At 44.1% G+C, this 24,157-nt stretch carries 21 protein-coding genes and 3 riboswitches; of the genes, 20 read left to right on the top strand and 1 reads right to left on the bottom strand.

Annotated elements, in window-relative coordinates; genetic code table 11:
* The first annotated feature begins 33 nt into the window (after positions 1-33).
* The 20 genes from FOF60_RS20840 to FOF60_RS20745 all read left to right on the top strand — a co-directional run bounded on the left by FOF60_RS20840 (position 34) and on the right by FOF60_RS20745 (position 23,046).
* The gene (locus FOF60_RS20840) at positions 34-1,299 is read left to right on the top strand and encodes an MFS transporter (RefSeq protein ID WP_192470123.1); all 1,266 of its coding nucleotides are present in this window, start codon (positions 34-36) and stop codon (positions 1,297-1,299) included.
* Positions 1,300-1,482: 183 nt separating this feature from the next.
* Complete coding sequence (locus FOF60_RS20835) at positions 1,483-1,839, top strand: hypothetical protein (protein ID WP_192470124.1); 357 nt, start codon at positions 1,483-1,485, stop codon at positions 1,837-1,839.
* 70 nt (positions 1,840-1,909) lie between these two features.
* Positions 1,910-2,013, top strand: a riboswitch (SAM riboswitch).
* Positions 2,014-2,089: 76 nt separating this feature from the next.
* Positions 2,090-3,406, top strand: a complete 1,317-nt coding sequence (locus FOF60_RS20830; protein ID WP_192470125.1) for an O-acetylhomoserine aminocarboxypropyltransferase/cysteine synthase family protein — start codon at positions 2,090-2,092, stop codon at positions 3,404-3,406.
* A 111-nt stretch (positions 3,407-3,517) separates the two neighbouring features.
* A riboswitch (SAM riboswitch) is annotated at positions 3,518-3,632 on the top strand.
* Between the two features lie 254 nt (positions 3,633-3,886).
* A complete protein-coding gene (locus FOF60_RS20825) occupies positions 3,887-4,945 on the top strand; it encodes a methionine ABC transporter ATP-binding protein (RefSeq protein WP_192470126.1) in 1,059 nt (352 codons plus the stop codon).
* Complete coding sequence (locus FOF60_RS20820; RefSeq protein ID WP_192470127.1) at positions 4,938-5,606, top strand: methionine ABC transporter permease; 669 nt, start codon at positions 4,938-4,940, stop codon at positions 5,604-5,606. The genes FOF60_RS20825 and FOF60_RS20820 overlap by 8 nt, the downstream gene beginning before the upstream one ends.
* Before the next feature lie 14 nt (positions 5,607-5,620).
* The gene (locus FOF60_RS20815; RefSeq protein WP_192470128.1) at positions 5,621-6,460 is read left to right on the top strand and encodes a MetQ/NlpA family ABC transporter substrate-binding protein; all 840 of its coding nucleotides are present in this window, start codon (positions 5,621-5,623) and stop codon (positions 6,458-6,460) included.
* Between the two features lie 105 nt (positions 6,461-6,565).
* Complete coding sequence (locus FOF60_RS20810) at positions 6,566-6,937, top strand: carboxymuconolactone decarboxylase family protein (RefSeq protein ID WP_192470129.1); 372 nt, start codon at positions 6,566-6,568, stop codon at positions 6,935-6,937.
* 1,335 nt (positions 6,938-8,272) lie between these two features.
* Positions 8,273-9,058 carry a Fe-S cluster assembly ATPase SufC gene (gene sufC, locus FOF60_RS20805; RefSeq protein WP_041966111.1) on the top strand — a complete coding sequence of 262 codons (786 nt, stop codon included), beginning with the start codon at positions 8,273-8,275 and terminating at the stop codon, positions 9,056-9,058.
* Between the two features lie 18 nt (positions 9,059-9,076).
* On the top strand, positions 9,077-10,384 hold the full coding sequence (sufD, locus tag FOF60_RS20800) for a Fe-S cluster assembly protein SufD (protein WP_192470130.1): 1,308 nt from the start codon (positions 9,077-9,079) through the stop codon (positions 10,382-10,384).
* Positions 10,384-11,613 carry a cysteine desulfurase gene (locus FOF60_RS20795; RefSeq protein ID WP_192470131.1) on the top strand — a complete coding sequence of 410 codons (1,230 nt, stop codon included), beginning with the start codon at positions 10,384-10,386 and terminating at the stop codon, positions 11,611-11,613. The genes sufD and FOF60_RS20795 overlap by 1 nt, the downstream gene beginning before the upstream one ends.
* Positions 11,603-12,049 carry a Fe-S cluster assembly sulfur transfer protein SufU gene (gene sufU / locus FOF60_RS20790; RefSeq protein ID WP_192470132.1) on the top strand — a complete coding sequence of 149 codons (447 nt, stop codon included), beginning with the start codon at positions 11,603-11,605 and terminating at the stop codon, positions 12,047-12,049. Before FOF60_RS20795 ends, sufU begins: the two co-directional genes overlap by 11 nt.
* A 266-nt stretch (positions 12,050-12,315) precedes the next feature.
* Positions 12,316-13,713 carry a Fe-S cluster assembly protein SufB gene (gene sufB, locus FOF60_RS20785; RefSeq protein ID WP_079507085.1) on the top strand — a complete coding sequence of 466 codons (1,398 nt, stop codon included), beginning with the start codon at positions 12,316-12,318 and terminating at the stop codon, positions 13,711-13,713.
* 474 nt (positions 13,714-14,187) lie between these two features.
* On the top strand, positions 14,188-15,036 hold the full coding sequence (locus FOF60_RS20780) for a DUF72 domain-containing protein (protein ID WP_192470133.1): 849 nt from the start codon (positions 14,188-14,190) through the stop codon (positions 15,034-15,036).
* Between the two features lie 66 nt (positions 15,037-15,102).
* A complete protein-coding gene (locus FOF60_RS20775) occupies positions 15,103-16,473 on the top strand; it encodes a bifunctional metallophosphatase/5'-nucleotidase (RefSeq protein WP_192470134.1) in 1,371 nt (456 codons plus the stop codon).
* Positions 16,474-16,674: 201 nt separating this feature from the next.
* On the top strand, positions 16,675-16,977 hold the full coding sequence (locus tag FOF60_RS20770) for a YunC family protein (RefSeq protein ID WP_192470135.1): 303 nt from the start codon (positions 16,675-16,677) through the stop codon (positions 16,975-16,977).
* Between the two features lie 257 nt (positions 16,978-17,234).
* Entirely contained in the window at positions 17,235-18,344 is a 1,110-nt protein-coding gene (locus tag FOF60_RS20765; RefSeq protein ID WP_192470136.1) for an HD-GYP domain-containing protein, read from the top strand.
* 101 nt (positions 18,345-18,445) lie between these two features.
* On the top strand, positions 18,446-19,204 hold the full coding sequence (gene yunB, locus FOF60_RS20760; protein ID WP_192470137.1) for a sporulation protein YunB: 759 nt from the start codon (positions 18,446-18,448) through the stop codon (positions 19,202-19,204).
* A 66-nt stretch (positions 19,205-19,270) separates the two neighbouring features.
* Positions 19,271-19,455: riboswitch (Lysine riboswitch) on the top strand.
* A 144-nt stretch (positions 19,456-19,599) separates the two neighbouring features.
* Entirely contained in the window at positions 19,600-21,186 is a 1,587-nt protein-coding gene (locus tag FOF60_RS20755; protein ID WP_192470138.1) for a Na+/H+ antiporter NhaC family protein, read from the top strand.
* A gap of 247 nt (positions 21,187-21,433) precedes the next feature.
* A complete protein-coding gene (locus FOF60_RS20750; RefSeq protein WP_192470139.1) occupies positions 21,434-22,945 on the top strand; it encodes a sodium-dependent transporter in 1,512 nt (503 codons plus the stop codon).
* Positions 22,945-23,046 carry a methionine/alanine import family NSS transporter small subunit gene (locus tag FOF60_RS20745; RefSeq protein WP_192470140.1) on the top strand — a complete coding sequence of 34 codons (102 nt, stop codon included), beginning with the start codon at positions 22,945-22,947 and terminating at the stop codon, positions 23,044-23,046. Before FOF60_RS20750 ends, FOF60_RS20745 begins: the two co-directional genes overlap by 1 nt.
* 40 nt (positions 23,047-23,086) lie before the next feature.
* On the opposite strand, the gene FOF60_RS20740 is transcribed toward FOF60_RS20745, so the two are convergent.
* On the bottom strand, positions 23,087-24,037 hold the full coding sequence (locus FOF60_RS20740; RefSeq protein WP_225649840.1) for a M23 family metallopeptidase: 951 nt from the start codon (positions 24,035-24,037) through the stop codon (positions 23,087-23,089).
* Between the last annotated feature and the right edge of the window lie 120 nt (positions 24,038-24,157).

Here is a 24,157-nt window from a genome sequence, read left to right as displayed (position 1 = left end):
TAGATTAGCGAAATAATTGAGGGGCGAAATAAAATGGCTCTATACCAGGAATGGGCGGCACAAATTAAAACCTATAATCGAAACATACGACTTACCTTCATTGCGAACATACTGACCCAGATTGGCCTTGGGATTTTCATGGTCATCTATAACTTTTACATTAGGGAGTTAGGCTATAATGAACTTGTAAACGGAAAGGTCATAGCCATGACCTCGCTGGCAACTGCTCTCGTTCTTATCCCTGCAGGCATCCTTAGTGATAAAGCAGGGAGGAAAAAGCTGATGCTCTATGGAGCAATCGGAACAGGATTGATTTTATTCACCCGGAGCATCGTTGAGAGTCAGTCACTATTAATTGTTTTTGCATTTGGAACAGGACTTGCTTCCGCATTTATCCAGGTGTCGATTATTCCGTGGCTGGCGGAGAATTCGAAGCCTGAACAACGCGTACATTTATTCAGTATTCACTTTGCGGTGATGACGGGTGCCAACGTAATTGGAAGTCTTTTGGGTGGTATCCTCACAGACTTATTCGGCATGATCGCACCTGGACTTGAAAGTATCAGATATACATTGATCATTGGTTCGTTCTTGTTTTTAGCAGCTCTGATTCCGGTTATGAAATTGAAGGAAGACCGGCCAAACCGCATATCGGCTAGCGATATGAAAGGGAAAACAAAAGGAATCTTCCACAAAGCCAGTTTCAAAATCATTCTGCTGTTTGCCGTTGCACAATTGATGATAGGCTTTGGAGCGGGATTGGTCATTCCATATTTGAACCTCTATTTTGCGGATCGGTTCATGGCCTCTAATTCATTGATTGGCCTGGTTATTTCACTGGGTCAGGGAGCCACAGCTGTAGCGATGATCATCGGGCCTATGGTAGTCCGCAGGCTTGGGGAAGTGAAGGCAGTGGTCGTGTTGCAGCTTCTGTCGCTTCCGTTTTTGCTGCTGACAGCGTACACCCAGAGTTTTTGGCTGGCAGCTCTAGGCTTTTTATTCCGTCAGGCACTAATGAACGCGGGCAATCCAATCCAGATGTCGTTAATGATGTCGAAGGTTGATGATTCCATGAAGGGTTTGGCCAACTCTGTGAATCAAATGGTGTTTAATCTCGGCTGGGCTGTTATGGGGCCGGTATCGACTGGGATCGTCTTGAAATACGGTTCCTATTGGGGATATGCAACAGTATTTACTATCACTGCTGGTCTGTATTTAGTTGGATCAACTTATTTCTTCGTAGTCTTCAAAACGATGGATAAGCCAAAATCCGGCATAGTGAATACAAAAACGGCTTAATTACTGTATTTCTTTGGATTTATTTCTCGGGAAATGAAAGACAATGCCGAAATATCACACGGTATTGTCTTTTTTTATGTTATTCACGATGTTAATTCAATTTTCATCGAATTATTTGTCGAAGGATTTCTACAGGTTTTCCCCTAATTACAAGGAATATGTAATATGAGGGAGTTGATCGGAATGCAAGAACGAATAGACAGGTTTGTGAATGAGATTCCCAACAAAGAGCATATTCAGCAGCTAGTGACAAAACTGGATTTAATCTTAAAAATAGAGGCAGACGATAACACCTACTACGTGTCTTTTAAGGATGGCAAGGTTGCCTGGTGTGATTCCTGCATGGATATGGGAAAAACTGCAACGCTGTCTGGCAGGGGTGCCTATTTTGAGCACTTATTTGATGGGAATCTTAAATTGCTGCAGGGGATAAAAATGAATTATTTTACAACTGATTGTTCTTTTCGCGCCCAATTGGTACTGGAATCGTTATTTTACCTTGCAAGACCACTTCCTGTATATAAATTTATATCTGAATAGTCTAAATATATTGACTGGTAAATTGTGACGTGATATTATCACTTTAACGCAGTAAAAACAGAATTGAATATTCTTATCCAGAGAGGCGGAGGGACTGGCCCCATGAAGCCCGGCAACCGGTTGTGAAAACACGGTGCTAATTCCAGCAGAGTTTTTGCTCTGAAAAGATAAGGAGAGATGATAAATGACCCTCTTCTTAGGAAGAGGGTTTTTGTTTTTTAGACAAATTATTTAGATTGGAGAGATGGAGATGGCTAATGAGCAAAAGAGTTACAGGATTGAAACGCTGGGGGTACACGGCGGCCAGTCACCAGACCCGGTGACCGGAGCAAGGGCTGTACCGATTTATTCGAGCAATGCATTCCAATTTGAAAATACAGAACATGCAGCAGATTTATTTGCACTTAAAGAACCGGGTTATATTTACTCAAGGATACATAATCCGACTGTTACTGCCCTGGAAGAAAAAGTGGCTTTGCTTGAAGGCGGTGTAGGTGCGCTCGCTTTATCGAGCGGGATGTCTGCCATCACGATGGCCATCCTGAACATTGCGCATGCGGGCGATGAAATTGTTGCTGCCGCTAATCTATATGGTGGCACCTACAATCTATTTGCTGTCACCCTGCCGAAGTATGGAATAAAAGTCCACCTGGTTGATTCCGCTGATCCTGAAAATTTCCGAAGGGCAATAACTCCGAAAACCAAAGCAGTCTATGCAGAAACGATCGGCAATCCGAGTCTCAGGATCCTGGATATTGAAGCTGTTGCCGAAGTTGCCCACGAAGCAGGTGTGCCGCTGATCATCGATAACACTTTTGCGACACCATATCTTTGCCGGCCAATTGACCATGGAGCTGATATCGTCATCCACTCGGCAACCAAGTGGCTGTTAGGGAACGGGACAGTCATGGGCGGGATTATTGTGGATGGAGGAAAGTTCGATTGGAGTTCAGCTAAATTCCCAGGCTTTAATGAGCCGGACTCCAGCTATCATAACATTGTCTATAGTGAAGCAATCGGAGCTGCCGCATATATCGTTAAGGCAAGAGTCCAGCTTTTGCGTGACCTGGGACCGGCAATCAGTCCGCAGAGCGCCTTCCAATTTAACCTTGGCATCGAAACTTTACATGTACGCATGAAGGAGCATATCGCCAATACACGAAAAATTGTAGATTACCTAGAGTCTCATCCTGCTGTTACCTGGGTAAGCTATCCTGGCCATGAGTCTCATCCTGATAAAAACCTCGCAGACCGCTACCTTCCAAAGGGAGCCGGGTCAGTAGTTATTTTTGGGATTGAAGGCGGCAGGGAAGCCGGAGCAAAGCTGATCAACTCACTAGAATTATGGTCCCATGTCGCAAATGTCGGCGATGCTAAAAGCCTGATCATCCATCCTGCAAGCACAACCCATCAGCAGCTGGATTCAGAAGGCCTTAAAGCAGCTGGGGTTCCTGAGGATTTAATCCGCCTTTCCGTCGGGATTGAAAATGTGGAAGATATCATTGAAGACCTGGAGCAGGCGATCGAAAAAGCGACCGGAGTACCTGGAGTCCCTGCTGGAATTTAAAATCCATAACCTTCCAGAAAATATTTGAAAATAATTTTATTGACACCCTTTTTTAATCCGTGCTACAATCACACTCGTAACTTAAAACCGATTAGATAATTTAATAGCGTGCTCTTATCAAGAGAGGTGGAGGGAAGTGCCCTATGAAGCCCGGCAACCGTCAGTAAGCATTGCTTGCTGAAATGGTGCCAATTCACACAAAGCAGATCGCTTTGGCAGATGAGAGAAAGGAATCCACTATTATTATGCCTTTCTGCTCACTTGCAGGAAGGCTTTTATTTTGTTCTTTTCGAATAAATGCTTAAAAAGTTATAGCTAAAAAGCTTGTCCGAAAAGATTTTATCACAAGAGTACAATTTTCCCGTTTAGGATAAGAGCCCATTGCCCGATTTTGCTGAGTTTGAATTTTTTTGGTTAGGGAATGGGAAACTAGATTGATAACCTTCTTATTTTCAGGGAAATTAAACGGTTTTAATAAGTATGGAATACTCGGTTGCAAAGAGGGGGAGTCAATTGATTACGATAAAGAATGCCAGAAAGATTTATCCTTCCAACAAGGGGGATGTTAAGGCAGTCGATGATGTCAACCTTGAAGTCAAGGAAGGCGAAATCTATGGAGTTATCGGTTATAGTGGTGCCGGCAAAAGTACTTTGATTCGCATGCTGAATGGGCTGGAAATCCCAACATCAGGTTCTGTAGTGGTAGCCGGAAGGGAAGTTTCCAGGATTAAGGGAGCAGATCTGCGCAAGGCTCGCCAGGAAATCAGCATGATTTTCCAGCATTTCAATCTGCTATGGTCAAGGACTGTAGCGGAGAATATCGAGTTTCCGCTTGAAATTGCCGGAGTGGCAAAAGCAGAGAGAGAGAAACGGGTAAAAGAATTGATCACATTAGTAGGTCTTGAAGGCCGGGGAGATGCTTATCCGTCCCAGTTGAGCGGCGGCCAGAAACAGAGGGTCGGAATTGCTAGGGCGCTTGCCAATAACCCGAAAGTACTCCTTGGGGATGAAGCAACTTCAGCACTTGATCCGCAGACGACTGACCAAATTCTCGATCTCCTAGTTGATATCAATAAAAGGCTTGGCCTGACAATCGTCCTGATCACCCACGAAATGCATGTTATCAGGAAAATTTGCCATCGAGTCGCTGTAATGGAAGGCGGAAAGATTGTTGAAACAGGACCTGTACTGGAAGTCTTTAAAAATCCTCAGCAGCCGATTACGAAAAGATTCGTCCAGCAGGTGACAGAACCTGAAGAAACAAAAGAAACTGTTGACCATTTACTGGAGCGCTATCCACATGGCCGCGTTGTACAGCTCACATTCGTAGGTGAAGGGACAGAACAGCCGTTGATCACCAACTTGATCCGTGAGTTTTCAATAACGGTCAATATTGTTCAGGGTAAAATTTCACAGACACAAGATGGTTCGTATGGAACTTTGTTCATCCATCTTGATGGTGAAGAGGGCGAAGTAGCCCGGGCAATCGAGTATATCGGCCAGCATGAAGTCGGCGTGGAGGTGATTTCGAATGGCTGAGACATTGTTTCCAAATGTCAACTGGGACCGAATGTGGGAAGCGACAGTTGAGACACTGTACATGAGTGCCATTTCTGTAGTGGCTACCTTTATCCTTGGAGCACTCCTCGGACTGCTGCTTTTTTTGACATCCCCGGGAAATATTTGGGAAAATAAACCTGTCAATTTAGTATTGAGCGCAGTTGTTAATATTTTTAGGTCGATCCCATTCATTATCTTGATCGTACTTCTGATTCCTTTTACAAAAATTATCGTTGGCTCGATGATTGGGGAAAATGCTGCCCTACCTGCTCTGATTATCGGTTCGGCGCCATTTTACGCAAGGATGGTAGAAATCGGCTTGCGTGAGATTGATAAAGGTGTCATTGAAGCAGCCAAGTCCATGGGTGCCAAGACGACGACGATTATCTGGAAGGTGCTGCTTCCAGAATCGATGCCAGCTTTGGTTTCTGGTATTACGGTAACGGCGATTGCGCTAGTCAGTTACACAGCAATGGCCGGAGTCATTGGCGCAGGCGGTCTTGGGAACCTGGCATACCTTGAAGGTTTCCAGAGAAGCCGAAATGATGTCACCTTAATGGCCACAATTATTATCTTGATTATTGTGTTTATAATCCAGTTTGCAGGTGACTTCTTCACCAGGAAATTAGATAAGAGATAAAGGAGAGAATTGAATTGAAAAAATGGTTATTAGCATTATTAGCATTAGTTTTAACAGCAGGACTTGCAGCTTGCGGAACTTCCGAGGATAACACATCTGGAGAAGGCGGCAACGAAGAAAGCAAGAAAATCGTCGTAGGTGCTTCGAACGTGCCTCACGCAGAAATTTTGGAAGAAGCAAAAGCGTTACTTGAAGAAAAGGGTTATGAAATGGAAATCAAGACATTCAACGACTATGTTGTTCCAAACCAGGCACTTGATGGAGGAGAACTGGATGCAAACTACTTCCAGCATATACCTTACTTAGAGTCCCAAATGGCTGAGCACGGCTATAAGTTTGAAAACGCAGGCGGCATCCATATCGAGCCTATCGGTGTATATTCAAAGGAACATACTACACTGGATGACCTGCCAAAGGGAGCGCACATCATCATGAGCAGCTCGGTAGCAGACCATGGCCGTATTTTAACAATGCTTGAAAAAGAGGGACTGATCACCCTTAAAGAAGGCGTAGAAAAAGTAAAAGCAACAATTGATGATATTGCAGAAAATCCTAAAGAATTAGATTTTGATACAGAGTATGAAGCAGCTATGCTTCCGCAAATCTTCAACAATGGTGAAGGCGACGCAGTATTGATCAACTCTAACTATGCAATCGATGCAGGGTTGAACCCATTAAACGATTCAATTGCCATCGAGGAAAGCGATTCTCCTTATGTGAACGTAATTGCTGTCCGTGAAGGAGATGCCGACAAACCAGCAATCAAGGCGCTAGTTGAAGTGCTTCATTCAAAAGAGATCCAGGATTTCATCCTTGAAAAATATGAAGGTGCAGTCGTACCGGTAAAAGAATAACTCATTAGAAAAAGCAGGCGAGCAGCCTGCTTTTTCTTTTTGCCGCATAACCCGCCAGGAAAATTACCATACTAACCGAGAAAAAAGCAGATAGGAGTGGGAAAAATGGAGCATCATTATGAACCCCGGAATTCTACAGAAGCAGCTCTTCATGAATATAAACAAGGATTGGGCGTTTTTACGCAAAAAATGCCCGAGCTTGCAAGCCACTATAATGCGTTTACTGAAGTATGTTTCCAGGAAGGCACTTTGACGCAAAAAGAAAAACAGTTGATTGCCCTGGGGATCTCTTTATATTCGCAGGATGAATATTGCATAATATACCATGTAAAAGGCTGCCTGGATCAAGGAGCATCTGAGGAACAAATACTGGAAGCGGTTGGGGTCACAGCTGCATTCGGCGGCGGTGCGGCAATGAGCCAGGCCGTGACATTAGTCCAGGAAGCAATGTCCGAATTGAATACTTTGAAGCAGTAAAAGCTTTTTCATACAGCAGAATTGGCTGTTAAATAACAGGAAAGGCTTCATTTGGGAGGATATTGCCAGTATTTTAAGAATGGCAGAGGTGAAGTCGCGTTAGGCCCCCATATTCCATCACATCCAAAAATTAACGGTTTTAATCGCTTTGAAAGTGGTAAATAAAAGGTGTTACGATTGCAATAACAAAAAAACGCTTTTTAAAAAGCGAAAAACCGAAGGGATGATTCACTATTAGTCAGCTAAAACTGAACTACACAAGTGAAATGGAAAAAGCGATGCATGGAGCCCATGGAATTAGTTATGAGGTATACAGCATGAACCATGACGCAAGAATGGAAGTCGAAAGGAAACGCGAAAGAGACTATATCAAAAGCCAACGGATGGTCGCTGACCTGGACAGAAAAGTCCACTCGTAAGCGATAGAATATATAATAGAAGAAATGTCTTGGAACCAGTGTGATTTATGCACTGGTTTCTTTATTATGTTGTACTGAAATTACCTCGGGAAGATCAGTTTCCTACTCAAACCGTTATTGTGACAGGTTTGATGCCAAAGGAGGAAAAGTTGTCCGAAGTAGAGGTAAGTTCAGACAGGTTTGATGACAAAAGAGGAAAAGTTGTCCGAAGTAGAGGTAAGTTCAGACAGGTTTGGTGGCAAAAGAGGAAAAGTTGTCCGAAGTAGAGGTAAGTTCAGACAGGTTTGGTGCCAAAGGAGGAAAAGTTGTCCGAAGTCGGTCTAACTTCGCATATTTCCTAGGCTCCATAATTAATCCAGCAGGATCCCGCATTGCTTAGGCTATCTAGTACATTTTTTTATAATAGAAGGTGAAAAATAAAATGATGTACAAGCTATGAGCGGAATACCCGACTTTAATTGGCTTGTTCTGTTAAAATGTGATTATGTTTGGTCGTCGTATGTCGCCATTCAGCGAGCTGAATGGCGGGGTGGGGAAGTGGAAAGAAGACAAGGGAATCTAAGCTGCAGATATAAATGTAAATCAGAATTTCTGCTGATTTTGGCTCACTTCGTGAAGCTGACGCTTCACTGGCTTTTCAGCCTCAGCTGAAAAGCTGCCGAGCGGAAATGAAACGCTGCGAGCAAAAGAATTTGCTCGGTCGTTTCCTTCCCACTCGGCATGAGCCAAAAATCAAAGTGGTTGCTGCTTTCCGGTTTGACAAAATTCTACAGTGTTCGTTGTATTTCTTTCCACTTCTAAAGTGTTGCTAACACTTTCTATTTGTTATAAGATTGTAATGAGAATAAAATGAGAATAGAGCTTTTGACGGCAAGAGTCGGCTTAAAATCTTTTCTATATTGACGGAGGTAATATTATGGCAGGATCTGTATTATCAATTAAGGACCTTCAAGTTGAGATTGAAGGCAAGCAGATATTAAAAGGTGTGGATATTGAAGTTAAGGGTGGAGAAATCCATGCGATCATGGGACCAAACGGTACTGGTAAGTCCACTTTGTCTTCTTCTATCATGGGACACCCTAAGTATGAAGTAACAAATGGAACAATTACGCTTGATGGCGAAGATGTTCTGGAAATGGAAGTTGATGAAAGAGCACGCGCTGGTCTTTTCCTTGCGATGCAATATCCTAGCGAAATCAGCGGTGTAACGAATGCTGACTTCTTGCGTTCTGCATTGAACAGCCGTCTTGGCGAAGGAAATGAAATTTCTCTTATGAAGTTCATCCGCAAGATGGATAAGCAAATGGAATTCCTTGAAATGGACCTTGATATGGCACAGCGTTACTTAAACGAAGGTTTCTCCGGCGGTGAGAAGAAGCGTAACGAGATCCTTCAATTGATGATGCTTGAACCAAAAATCGCAATCCTTGATGAAATCGATTCAGGACTTGATATCGATGCATTGAAGGTTGTTTCTAAAGGAATTAATCAAATGCGCGGCGAAGATTTCGGCTGCTTGATTATCACTCACTACCAGCGCCTTCTTGACTACATCACTCCTGACTATGTTCACGTTATGATGCAGGGCCGTATTGTGAAGTCTGGTGGACCAGAACTTGCACAGCGCTTAGAAGCAGAAGGATACGACTGGATTAAGAAAGAACTGGGCATCGAAGACGAAACAGTTGGGCAAGAAGCTTAAGCGTTGGGGGGATTTATAATGACTACGGAAACGAAATGGGCTTTTGACCAGGAGTACATTACTTCCTTCTCAAAAGAAATGAATGAACCGGAATGGCTGACAGAGCTTCGTGTACAATCACTTGCGAAAGCTGAAGATCTTTCCATGCCAAGACCGGATAAAACGAAAATTGACAAGTGGAATTTCACTCAGTTTGAAAAACTGCTTGTGAAAAGCGATGTTTTTTCATCCATCGACGAACTTCCTGAGGATGTTAAAGCGTTAGTAGACCAGGAAGCAAAGCAAAATAGCCTTTATGTGCAGCGTAACAATAAGCCTGCATACCTGCAGCTTTCAAAGGAAATGCAGGAGCAGGGTGTTATTTTCACAGATATTTTCACAGCGGCACGCGAATACAGCGACCTGCTGAAGAAGTATTTCATGACGGCTGTTAAAAATGACGAGCACCGTTTGACGGCTCTTCACACAGCTTTCATGAACGGCGGAGCATTCCTTTATGTTCCTAAAAACGTTCAGCTGAACAACCCAATCCAGGCAATCTTCCTGCATGATGATGCAGAAGCGAACCTTTTCAACCACGTGCTTGTCGTTGCTGAAGACAACTCTTCTGTGACCTATGTCGAGAACTATATCTCAACAACTGGCAAAGTGAACGGATTGGTAAATATCGTAACCGAAGCGATCGCAGGCCAAAACGCGAAAATCCAATACGGTGCGGTTGATACATTGGCTGAAGGCGTTACAACTTATGTGAACCGCCGCGGCCATGCCGGAAGAGATGCTCGTATCGAGTGGGCTCTTGGCATGATGAACGACGGAAACACAATTTCTGACAATGTAACCAACCTGGTTGGTGATGGTTCTTACGGCGACACTAAGACTGTTGTTGTCGGACGTGGAAATCAAACACAGAACTTCACAACTAGCATCATCCATTTTGGTAAAAATTCTGAAGGCTACATCCTGAAGCACGGTGTTGTGAAGGATAGCGCAACTTCAATTTTCAACGGAATTGGAAAAATCGAGCACGGCGCTTCCAAGTCTAATGCAGAACAGGAATCACGCGTTCTTATGCTTAGCGAAAAAGCTCGTGGAGATGCGAACCCAATTCTTCTGATCGATGAAGATGATGTAACTGCTGGTCACGCTGCTTCTGTAGGACGCGTTGATCCATTGCAGCTTTACTACTTGATGAGCCGCGGTGTTCCGAAGCATGAGGCAGAGCGCCTTGTCATCCACGGATTCCTTGCACCAGTTGTTAATGAGCTTCCGATTGAGGGAGTTAAGAAGCAGTTGGTTGAGGTAATCGAAAGGAAAGTTAAATAATGAACGCCCGCGAAATTCGTGAATTATTTCCGATTTTAAATCAGGAAGTCAATGGCAGCCCGCTAGTCTATCTGGACAGTGCGGCAACATCACAGAAGCCGGTGCAGGTTATCGAAGCACTGGACAAATATTATCGCGAATACAACTCCAACGTCCATCGCGGTGTGCACACTCTTGGAACAAGAGCCACTGATGGGTACGAAGGATCAAGGGAAAAAGTCCGAAAGTTCATTAACGCAAAATCAATCGAAGAAATCATTTTCACCCGTGGTACCACGACTGCAATCAACACGGTAGCTGCTAGCTATGGCCGTGATAATCTAAAAGAGGGCGATGAAATTGTCATTTCCTATATGGAGCATCACAGCAATATCATCCCGTGGCAGCAGGTGGCAAAACAAACGGGTGCAACTTTGAAATATATCGACTTGCAGGAGGATGGCACGATTTCACTCGATACTGTCAGAGAAATCGTGACAGAGAATACAAAAATCGTCTCCATCATGCAGGTTTCCAATGTACTAGGTGTCATGAACCCGATCAAGGAGATTGCCGAGATCGCACACCAGAATGGTGCAATCATGGTTGTCGATGGCGCCCAAAGCGCTCCGCATATGAAGATTGATGTTCAGGACCTAAACTGCGATTTTCTCGCTTTTTCCGGACATAAGATGTGCGGGCCGACCGGTATCGGCGTATTATATGGCAAGAAGGCACTTCTTGAAAAAATGGAGCCGGTTGAGTTTGGCGGCGAAATGATTGATTTCGTAGGTCTTTACGAATCAACATGGAAAGAGCTGCCGTGGAAATTTGAAGGCGGAACACCGATCATTGCTGGTGCGATTGGTCTTGGTGCCGCAATCGACTTCCTGAATGAGATCGGACTCGACAATATCGAAAAGCATGAACACGCACTTGCGGCTTATGCCATGGATAAAATGTCTGAAATCGAAGGCATGACCATCTATGGACCGAAGGAAGCCGGCAAGCGTGCTGGACTCGTAACTTTCAATATTGATGATGTGCATCCACATGATGTGGCAACTGTATTAGATGCTGAAGGAATCGCCGTCCGCGCGGGACACCATTGTGCACAGCCTTTGATGAAGTGGCTGAAGGTGTCCGCGACAGCACGTGCAAGCTTCTACCTGTACAACACAGAAGAAGATATTGACAAGCTCGTAGCCGGACTTGTCAAAACAAAGGAGTATTTCAGCGATGTCTTTTAATAATTTAGATAACCTTTATCGTCAAGTTATTATGGATCACTATAAGAACCCTCGCAATAAAGGTGTTTTGGAAGAAGGCAGCCTGACAGTCAATATGAACAACCCGACATGCGGCGACCGCATCCAGCTGACGATGAAAGTCGAAGACGGCAAGGTAGCGGACGCAAAATTCGAAGGGGAAGGCTGCTCGATTTCCATGTCCTCTGCTTCAATGATGACGCAGGCGGTCAAAGGAAGACCCATCGAGGAAGCTTTAAAGCTTTCAACGGTTTTCTCTGACATCATGCAGGGAAAAGATTATGAAGAGGATGATCTGGACCTCGGGGATATCGAAGCACTGCAAGGTGTGGCAAAATTCCCTGCAAGGATCAAATGTGCTACTCTTGCATGGAAGGCAATGGAGAAAGGCCTGAAGGAAGAGGAAGACAGCCAATAAGAAATCATCACCTGATGATTTATTTGGCTGTATAAGAAAGGTTGACTTATTAACTTGGATTAGTGTCTAGCTTCAGCGCCTAGCCCCTCGAGTCGCTTCGGTCCGCCCAATGAAGTCAAAAAACGACTTCACTGGTCGGTCCTCCAGCGCTTGTCGGGGCTGACCAAGGCACTTACGCTTTTGCAGCTGCGGGGGATTGGCCTGCAGCGAACAACTACAAAGCGGGAAACCTTGTTTCCCTGCTTTAAGAATGGAGGAATTCGACGATGGCTAAAAAAATGCCAGAGATCGGTGATTATAAGTACGGATTTTCCGATAAAGACGTTTCCATCTTCCGGTCTAAGCGCGGCCTGACGCGTGAAATCGTTGAAGAAATTTCAAAAATGAAGGAAGAGCCCCAGTGGATGCTGGACTTCCGTTTAAAATCATTGGAGCACTTCTACAATATGCCAATGCCTCAATGGGGCGGCGATATGGCTTCATTAAACTTTGATGAAATCACTTACTATGTAAAACCTTCTGAGCGCTCTGAAAAATCATGGGATGAAGTTCCTGATGAAATTAAGGCGACATTCGATAAGCTTGGTATTCCTGAAGCTGAGCAAAAGTACCTTGCAGGTGTTTCTGCGCAATACGAATCAGAGGTTGTATACCACAACATGAAGGAAGAACTCGAAGAACTAGGAATTGTCTTCAAGGACACAGATTCAGCTCTTAAAGAGAACGAAGATATTTTCCGTGAGCATTTCGGAAAAGTCATCCCTCCGACAGACAACAAGTTTTCAGCATTAAACTCTGCGGTCTGGTCTGGCGGATCTTTCATCTATGTTCCAAAGGGCATCAAAGTGGATACTCCACTTCAGGCGTACTTCCGCATCAACTCTGAAAACATGGGTCAGTTCGAGCGTACACTAATCATCGTTGATGAAGGCGCGCACGTACACTATGTTGAAGGGTGTACAGCTCCTGTTTACACAACGAACTCCCTTCACAGTGCAGTCGTTGAAATCATCATCAAAAAAGACGCATATTGCCGTTACACAACAATCCAGAACTGGGCAAACAACGTCTTCAACCTTGTTACAAAGCGTGCGGTCTGTGAAGCGAACGCGACAATGGAATGGATCGATGGCAACATCGGCTCTAAGCTGACAATGAAATATCCGGCAGTCATCCTTAAGGGTGAAGGCGCACGCGGTATGACATTATCAATCGCAATCGCTGGTAAAGGCCAGCACCAGGATGCAGGTGCGAAAATGATCCACCTTGCGCCAAACACATCATCAACCATCGTATCAAAATCAATCTCAAAACAGGGCGGAAAAGTAACATACCGCGGAATCGTCCACTTTGGACGCAAAGCCGACGGCGCCCGCTCTAACATTGAGTGCGATACGTTGATCATGGATAACAAGTCTACTTCAGACACGATTCCATACAATGAAATCCTGAACGACAACATTTCTCTTGAGCACGAAGCGAAGGTTTCCAAGGTATCAGAAGAGCAATTGTTCTACCTGATGAGCCGCGGAGTCTCCGAAGAAGAAGCAACAGAAATGATCGTAATGGGCTTCATCGAGCCATTCACAAAAGAATTGCCAATGGAATACGCAGTCGAAATGAATCGCCTGATCAAGTTCGAAATGGAAGGTTCAATCGGTTAATAATGATAGTTACAGAATCCACCTGCTTATGGCAGGTGGATTTTTTTTAGCTGGATTCAGCATGCTTTTTACATAATTAGGAAGATGTTATGAAAAAGGCGATTTTTGGGAGATTATTGTGATTAGTGGGCAATTATTGAAGCGAAAAGTTTGAGAGATTAAGCTCTTTGATTAGGAGAATAATTTTTCCAGCTCGAAATTATTATAAAATTTAAGCGGTAAATCTTCACATAATACGGTTTCGTTATGTTTTAGCGCAATTCAAAGTGCAGTAAATTCACTTTTATTGCTTTCAATTCAATTTTCATGCAATTCATGCAATTTTTTTAAAAAAAATGCAATAGAACATGCATTATCACCTGCACTAAATCGAAGACAAAATGCAATATCCCATTTAAGGGCAAACCCCAGATTGTTTCTCCATTTCAATTGTGGGGAAATATGCTATCATGAAACTAAAATGGAGGTGCACAGATGATTATTGTTGGCTTAACGGGCTGGGGAGACCATGACAGTTTATATGAAGGCAAGGTTTCACCGCGTGATAAACTGAAGGAGTACTCCAGCCACTTTCCTGCAGTTGAGGTCGATGCCTCTTTTTACGCTGTGCAGCCTGTGAGGAATGCCGCGAAATGGGTAGAAGACACACCAGACAATTTTCAGTTCATCGTAAAAGCGTACCAGGGAATGACCGGGCATCAGCGCGGCGAAATTCCTTTTACTGATAAAAATGAGATGTTCAATGCGTACAAAGAGTCACTCAAGCCTTATCTTGAGGCGAATAAGCATGCCATTACACTTTTCCAGTTTCCGCCGTGGTTTGACTTGCGTAAGGAGAATGTCGATTATTTGCGCTGGTGCCGCGACCAGATGGGGGATATCGACTGTGCGCTCGAGTTCCGAAACCAATCATGGTTCAGAGATGATATGCGCGAGAAAACACTGGATTTTATGAGGAAAGAGAAATGGATTCACAGCATTTGCGATGAACCGCAAGCAGGGGAGGGTTCCATTCCTGCAGTTCTCGAATCCACTTCAAAGGATAAGGTTCTTGTCCGCTTTCACGGCCGCAATGTCCATGGCTGGAACAAGAAAGGGAAAGGCCAGGATTGGCGCGAAGTCCGCTATTTATATCGCTATAATCAGGCAGAATTACAGGAATGGTCAGATAACCTGAAAAAGTTGAACGATAGTACTTCCCAGGTTTTCGCATTGTTCAACAACAATTCCGGCGGGGATGCAGCGGATAATGCTAAACAGATGGTTGAGCTATTGGATATCGAATATGAAGGGTTAAACCCGAGGCAGCTTGATTTGTTTTAAACAATTTGCACCCTCCTGGCAGCATGCAGGGGGGCACTTCATTTTAAAAAGAGGATGGATGGTTAGATGGAAGAAGTTATTCATATTTACCATACGAATGATTTGCATAGCCATTTGGAGCACTGGCCGAGCATCCATAAGCTTGTGACCGAGCGTCGACGCTGGCATGAAGAAGCCGGTGATGAGGTTCTTGTGTTCGATATCGGTGATCATATGGACCGCTGGCACCCTTTATCAGATGCGACTAGGGGAAAGGCGAATTGCCGCCTACTAAACGAAGCTGGCTACGATGCAGCGACGATAGGGAATAACGAAGGCATCACTCTTCCTTTCGAGGATCTGGATTCGATGTATCTTGAAAAAGATTTCGAACTGCTGGCAGCGAACTTATATAAACAGGATGGAAGCAGACCTGAGTGGGCGAAGCCCTATCATGTATACATAACCAACAGCGGGACGAGAATCGGTGTTATTGGGGTAACAGTGAATTTTGCACGGTTTTATGCACAGCTGGGCTGGAAGCTGAATGACCCGATTGATGAGCTGGAAAAATGCATCGACCAACTGAGAGGTGAAACCGACCTTATTATTCTCCTGTCACATCTAGGGATCCATGATGATGAACTGATTGCCGCGAAGTTTCCGGAGATTGATGTCATTCTTGGAGGCCATACCCATCATATTTTACACGAGGGCAAGGAGGTTGGCTCCAGCTTGCTGGCGGGAGCAGGGAAGTTTGGATACTATACCGGCCATGTAACCCTGAAGCTGGATGTAAAAACAAAGCAGGTTTTACACAGGAAAGCCGTACTTTATGATATGAATGAGGCAGATCAGGCACAAGGCGAAGAAGAAATGGCAGAAGGGTATTTTCTCGAAGGCAAAAGGCTGATGGCAGAAAGTATTGCATCTCTGCCACAAGAATTAGAGGCAGACCCACTGAAGCATTCAGAGCTTACAAAGTTGCTCACTCAGGCATTACGAGAATGGTGCGATGCCGATTGCGCCTTCATGAATGCCGGCATGATCCTAAAAGGCCTGAACCGGGGAGAAGTCACGAAATTCGACTTGCTGGAAATCTGTCCACATCCAATCAATCCTTGTACAATCAGGATGTCAGGAGCAGAGTTAAAAGAAGTACTCCTTCAGACCAGAGATGAAAAATGGCCCCATCTGCAGATAAAGGGTCTCGGATTCCGCGGCACCGTCATGGGGATCATGGAGTACGATGGTATCGAGTTTCAGCAAAAAGGGAATGTTCAGCAGGTTCTCATCAATGGAAAGTTAATAAACCCTAAGGAACACTATACACTGGCCATTCCTGATATGTTCACATTCGGCCGCTTCTTCCCTGAAATCCAGCGGGCTGAGGAAAAACAATACTGGCTTCCGGAATTCCTTCGCAATTTGCTGGAGTGGAAGCTGGAATCTCTTTAGGATCTTCATAGTTAGGATTTTCATAGTTGGAAAAATAAACGGAAAATTTCCGCTTAAACTCTAAGCTCTCCTTATTTCTGCTCATAGAGCGTTTTTGGCTGAGAATGCAACAAAGTTTACGAAAAGAGCCTCATCAAAATATCACGCTTTTCCCCTCTCCTTCATAGAGTGTTATTGGGATTGAAGGAAGGAGTTGTGGTCATGATCGACATGTCACCTATAGAAATAGAAGGCAGGACGTTTTTATGTATTTCTGTAAAACTGCCAAAGACAAACCTGCTTGTCGTTACAGGAGATAAAGGATATATTATGTGCGGCGCTCTGGATGTCGCACTTCTCAATGAAAAACTAAAGGGCAGGAAGGTTATTGCCGGCAGGGCGGTTGGGGTAAAAACGATTGAGGAATTGCTTGAAGCCCCGCTGGAGTCCGTTACGTATGAAGCGGAGAACCTTGGTGCAACAAAAGGTATGATCGGCAAAGAAGCATTATTGCTTATGAATTAAAAAGACAGCCTGAGCAGGCTGTCTTTTTGCGTGTATATGTGAATATATTGTGGCAATTGTTAAGAATGAATACAGCTATCCGATATATTAACTGAACTGCTTTTTTCCCAACTCGAAAAACAAAAGGTATCACCACACGAATAATTATTGTGATAGAATATAAGAAAATATTGTCGTTTTATGTAAAATTTTCTTTTTTTTCGAAAGTTATCGGCGGAATCAGCCAACACCAACTAACAGATAAAGTGGGAATAGACATGAGACTCATAGCCACCACATCGGTAGAGGAAGGGGCTTTACTCGGAAAAGCCATCTATAATGACAAGGGCCAAATCCTGCTCAATGTGGGTGCGCGGCTCGAGCGAAAGATTCTGAATCGGCTTGAAGAGTTTGGAATTGATTATATATATATCATGGATCCTGATACCGAAGATATTATCGTGAAAAATTCGATATCAGATGACCTGCGGATCAATGCGATCATGACAATTGGTGAAACGTTCAAGCAGATTCAGCTGGATTCAAAGATATCGCAAACCTTCGTACTCGAAAAATCGGCGAGAAAATTCAAGAAACTGGTTGTTGCTTTGCTTGATGAGCTGAACAGCAGCAAGGAGCTCTTAAATCTGCTTTCTGATGTATTCATTCATGACCACTATATCTTTTCACATTCTCTGAATGTAACACTCTACGCACTTGCGATTGGAATAGAAATGAAGCTGTCCCCAAAGGAACTGGAACAGCTTGGACTGGGAGCAATTTTGCATGATGTTGGGAAAATGAAGGTGCCTGAGGACATTTTAGCGAAACCAGGCAAGTTGACTGTGGAAGAGTTCCAGGTCATTAAGGCTCATGCCGAGGATGGCTTTCAGCTGCTAAGGAATATCCCGACTGTCCCGCTGATAGTCGCCCATTGTGCATATCAGCATCATGAACGGTTGAATGGTGCCGGATATCCCCGTGGATTGAAAGAGGATGAAATCCACTTATTTGGTAAAATACTTGGTGTGGCTGATGTGTTTGATGCGGTTACGTCTAATCGTGTTTATAGACCTGCCATGCTGCCCCATGAAGGACTTGAAATACTTTATTCAGGCTCAGGCAGCCTGTTTGATCCGAAAGTGGTCGACGCCTTCCGGAGGGCTGTGGCGATTTATCCGGTCGGTTTGACAGTCATCCTGAGTGATGGACGCAAGGGAGTTGTGGCCGAACAGAATCCCGGCTTGAGTGAGCGGCCTGTTGTCCGTGTACTGGAGGAAAACGGCCAAAAAATTGCACCGTATCATCTAGATTTGCAATCACATCTATCCCTGATGATTGTCAGCTGCGATACGATCATTAAATATGAATACGCTAATAATCATTAATTTAATATTGCTAGTTGAATAGTCCAAGCAGTATTAGAACAAGTTTTTAGGCTAGTTCCCCCCTTTGAAGCATACATATAGCTTTAGAGGGGGGATTTGTTTTGGCAAAATTCGGCCGGCGGCTGCCTCGGAAAGGGCCCTTGCCTTTCAGGTATGTATTCCTGCTGACATTCGTCTTTTTTTCCTTTTCAACAGCAGGAGGATTGTGGATTATAGATAAAGGGCTCGAGCCCACATTGATGAACTACGCTGAATCCCAGACAAGAAAGATTGCCACCCTGGTCATTAACAAGGCCATCAATAAAAAAATTGCCAATGGGATGGACATTGATAAAGTAATCGAGTTCGTTCCGGTGGATGGCGGCACGACCACTGTAGTGAAGTTCAATACTGAAATTATCAACAGGGTAAAAGCGGAAACGACGAACATCGTGCAAATGAACCTGAAGGAGGCAGAAAGAGGGAACCTGACCTCTCTTGAGATGCTTTCGGATGTCGAACTGGTCACCGATGAGGAGGATAGGGAAGCGGGAATCATTTATTATGTACCATTGGGCCAGGCAACAAACAACGCGCTTCTTGGTAACATGGGGCCAAGGGTGCCGGTAAAATTCAGCGCCATCGGTGATGTGACAGCTGATGTTGTGTGGGAGACAGAAGAACATGGAATCAACAATACATTGATCAATGTTTCGGTCAGGGTAAAAGTAAATGTACAGATCATCATTCCTTTCGCGACTGAAATTGCGACTGTGCAGGAAAATATTCCAATTGGCAGCTTCTACTACCCAGGAAAAGTTCCACAGTTCTACAATGGCGGCGGAGATACATCACCAGCCATCCAGCTTCCTGGAGAATAAAAACAGTTGTCAAGTTAACGATATTGTTATATTATAAAACCAATTGAATAATAAACCACATCATTCCGATGGGGTAGAGGCGCAGGATTCAATAGTAAGCTGTGTGAGGATGACAACGTTGATCACAGCTCAAAGGGGATTTTGCCGAAGCAATAATAAGGTGAGTCACACTTTTTATTGCTGGGGATACTTTGAACAAGAGTATCACTGTCATTATGGAGGAATATCCATAATGGGGAGCTACAGATCGTGATGGAGACACTAGTTGCTTACTAAGGGCAGCGATAGAATGTTCTCTATCGTTGCCCTTTTTTGTATTTTTTTAAAAGGAAGTAACTAAACTCTTTTCATGTAAAAAGTTTCCCCCTGTCAAAAACAAGGAGGAGAAAGAAAGAATGGAAAACACAATTTTTTCATTGCTGCCGCCATTAGTGGCAATCTTAATGGTAGTGATCACAAGGCGAGTGCTGTTGTCATTGGGAACAGGCATCGTCGCAGCTGCTTTTTTGCTGGCTGAATTTAATATCGCAGAAACATTTGCTATTATGTGGGACGCGGCTAAAGGAATCGTTGTCGCTGACGGGGAATTGAACACATATAGCTTGTACATCATCCTTTTCTTATTATTATTGGGTACAATCACTGCGTTCATTTCCATTTCTGGCGGTAGCCGTGCGTTTGGCGAATGGGCGATGAAGCGTGTGAAAACAAGAGTCGGAGCACAGCTTGTCGGCGCATTTTTGGGAGTTATTATTTTCATTGATGATTATTTCAATGCTCTGGCAGTTGGCCAAATCACACGTCCGATCACTGACCGACAGAAGGTTTCGCGGGCCAAACTTGCATATATTATTGATTCAACCTCAGCACCTATGTGTGTCATCTCACCAATTTCCAGCTGGGGTGCATACATTATTGCTTTGATCGGTACAATCCTTGCTGCACACGGTGTTAATGAATATAGTGCGTTCTCAGGATTCATGCAAATTGTGCCAATGAACTTCTACGCACTTGCAGCATTATCAATGGTCTTTATCGTAGCTCTTCGAAACATCGAAATCGGGCCTATGAAAAAGCATGAAGAACGTGCAATCATGGAAGGAATTGTCGTTCCACAGGACAAGCCTGTACCTGGCGAACTGAAGGATGACCTGCCTACAAGCACAAAAGGGACAGTTGGAGACCTTGTATGGCCGATTGTTGCCCTTGTCGCTGGAACAGTTGGCATGATGCTTTGGACTGGCGCAAGCGCCGTTGAAGGTGAAGTAACCATTTTCGGGGTTTTTGAAAACACAGATGTTACTAAGTCTCTCGTAACTGGCGGATTGCTTGGCCTTGCTGTAGCGTTGATTTTCTTTGTGAGACAGGCAGTTGTATTAAAAGGCGTCAATGCCAGTGTATTTGGAAAAGGAATGGTTGAGGGCATTAAATCCATGCTTCCGGCTATTTATATCTTGTTCTTCGCATGGGTCATTGTTGATTTGATTGGCAGACTTGAAACCGGCAAGTATCTTGCTGGTATTGTTGAAAGCTCGAATATCAATATTTCATTCCTGCCGTTCCTGCTATTCCTAGTAGCTGGAATCATGGCTTTCTCAACAGGAACTTCATGGGGATCATTCGGCATCCTGCTGCCAATTGCAGGGGATATTGCAGCTGCAGCTGATATCACTATGATGCTGCCAGCATTGGCAGCTGTATTGGCGGGCGCAGTTTTTGGTGACCACTGTTCACCAATTTCCGATACCACGATCCTGTCATCAACTGGGGCTGGCTCACATCACTTAGACCATGTCATGACCCAGCTTCCATACGCTTTGATTTCTGCTGCGATTTCATCTGTTGGATTCCTAATCATTGGTTTCACTGGAAGCACGCTAGGTGCACTTGCAGCTGTGGCAATTTTGCTTATTGCTTTTGCTTTCATTTTCGGAAGCAAGACAACCCAGGAAGAAGTGCTAAAAGAAAATCTTGCAGAATAATGAAAAGGCTGTCTGAAATTCAGACAGCCTTTTCATATTTTCAAGAAAGTGGGAATAGAATCCTGATTAATAGGGTTATTGGTATAGTTGGGAAAATTTTTAGGAATATTTTTATTATGACCAAAATAATATTTTGACAAGCAATTAAAAACTAGCTATACTATTCCTAGACTAAATAATCTGAAAATATAAAACTTTCTAATTCATCAATATTTTCCAGGTGATTAGAAGGCGAGGGGGATTCAAAATGGAAAATCGTCCACAGTGGGGAACAAGGGCGGGATTTATTCTTGCCGCGGTAGGATCGGCAGTAGGGTTGGGAAATATTTGGCGCTTTCCGGGAGTAGCTTATGAGAATGGCGGGGGAGCATTTTTCTTCCCATACCTATTCGCACTCTTGACAGCAGGTATTCCAATTTTGATTTTGGAATTCACAATTGGCCATAAATACCGTGGTTCAGCACCATTAAGCTACTTCAAGATGCGTAAAGGTGCCGAGTGGATTGGCTGGTGGCAGCTTGCTGTTTCATTTGTCATCTCAACTTATTATGCAGTCATTATCGCATGGGCAATGTCTTACGCTTATTTCTCGCTAAGCAAGCAATGGGGAGACGATCCGCTGACTTTCCTTGTCGGAGACTATTTAAAAGTAGTTGACGCTGGCCAGGTTGGAAGTATCGTACCAGGTGTATTCCTTCCATTGGTCATTGTATGGGTCATCACTCTTGGTATTTTGTTCAAGGGAGTAAAGAAAGGTATCGAAGTTGCGAACAAGATTTTTATTCCTGCACTTGTACTTTTATTCTTTGTGATTGTCGTTCGCGCTTTAACTCTGGATGGAGCAATCGATGGTGTCAACGCATTCTTCAAACCAGACTGGAGCCAGATCTTTAATGGTAAAGTATGGGTTGCGGCATATGGACAGATTTTCTTCTCTTTATCCATTGCTTTCGCCATCATGATCACTTACTCAAGCTATCTTCCTAAGAAATCTGATATTACAAACAACGCATTCATTACAGCTTTTGCTAACTCTTCTTTTGAGTTGCTGGCTGGTATCGGGGTATTCGCAGCATTGGGCTTCATGGCCATGCAGCAGGGAGCTCCAATCGATGAAGTGGTAAGCAAAGGTGTCATCCTTGCATTTGCGGTATTCCCGCAAATCATTAATGAATTGCCTGCATTCAGTGCAGCGTTCGGAGTATTGTTCTTCGTCAGTTTGACTCTGGCAGGACTTTCTTCATTGATTTCAATCGTAGAGACTTATGTTGCTGGTGTTCAGGACAAATTCAATGTTTCCCGTACAAAGGCAGTGGCAATCGGCGGCGGTTTGTCTGCTTTGATCTCCATCCTGTTCGCTACACAGGGCGGCTTGAATTTCCTTGATACAACGGATGCATTCATCAATAACTATGGTGTCGCTCTTGCTGGTCTTGTAGAAGTAGTCTTCATTGTATGGGTAGCAAAGGAACTGACTAACCTGCAAAACCACGCTGATGCCATCTCTGATATCCGCCTTGGAAGCTGGTGGGTCATTTCTTTGAAATACATCACTCCAGTAGTACTGGGTATCATGATGGTCATGAATATCATGACAGATATTAAAACGAGCTATGGCGGTTATCCGGTCATGTTCAACGTCTACTTCGGCTGGTTGGTCGCAATCGGTGCGATTTTAGTCGGATTCATTTTCGCAAAAGCAAAGAAGTGGGATGCAGCACTTTATGAAATTCCACAAGACAAGGGGGTTTCTAAATAATGGATGCTAGCGCATTAGCAATGATGGTTGTGGGTATGGTTATTATTTGGGGAGGACTTGCAGCAAGTGTTTTGTATGCTGTCAAGAAAGCCCGTTCATAAAAAAGAAAGGCCAACCGGAATGGTTGGCCTTTTTGAATGCTTATTTTTTCTTGAGCCTCGCCCTTTCCTGCCTGGCCCATGATTTTAGATGCGGGTATGGGTCAAAGGACCATTCAGTATACCCATTGTCCTTGTACATGCCATAATGCAGGTGAGGTGGGAATTTCCCGCTTGTTCCTGGAGGGCCATAGCCCGAGCTTCCGACACCTCCAATGACTGTGCCTGGTTCGACGATCTGTCCGACCTTTAGGTCCTTGGCGAAGCCGCTCAGGTGGGCAAAATAATGGTAAGTATTATTGATATCGCGGATTCCGACACGCCATCCGCCATACTTGTTCCAGCCTTTCATTTCCACAATGCCATATCCTGTCGCGCGTACAGGTACTCCATAGCCGGCAAAAATATCTGTTCCTTCATGGATCCTTCTGCCACCCCAGCCGCGAGCGTCGCCCCAGGTATTGTTGTAACTGTGGTTGCTCCTTAGTGGCATAGGAAAGACATGAGTATCAAGGTCTAAACGCCCAAAGTGCTTGTAAATCATCGCTTTGCCAACGATGATCCCAACCGTTTTATCACGCTTATAGTAGTTCCACAGCCCAATTTTTAAGTTTTCATGGTCTGTACCATATGAAAGCAAGTATTGGGCGAAAGCCTGGAGTACGTCCTCGTCATCCTTTAAACTTGCTTTGCCATCACCATTCCCATCGAAACCAATTCCATTGAAAAACTGTATGGAAACTGGATTTTCATCTTCAAGATTTGGGTTCAGGAGTCCTGCCCACTCTTCGGGTTTGAAATAAACCCCGGCAACTCCTTCCGCTTTGGGTAAATCTTTTCTTGCCTGGCGGACATTCCGCTCATATTGGTCTACCGCAGCAATATAGTACCAGGGAATCTGGCTGACCGCTTCAACTTTTGTATAAAGCTCCATTCTTTTTTTGTAAACATCTTCTTGACCCTGCTCGGCTGCATTTGCACCTTCATTTAACAGGACCGGGGAAAGTAAAAAAAGAACGATGACTGCTTTAAGGATTTTCACCGTAATCCTCCCTTCAGGATGTAGCTCCTATAAATTACAGCTTAAGCAAAAAACACTGCCTCCGCTTTTCTT

The sequence above is a fragment of the Mesobacillus jeotgali genome, from assembly GCF_014856545.2.
GTDB lineage: Bacteria > Bacillota > Bacilli > Bacillales > Cytobacillaceae > Mesobacillus.
Note: the sequence above shows the minus strand (reverse complement) of the source record. Positions and strands in the feature narration are given on the sequence as shown.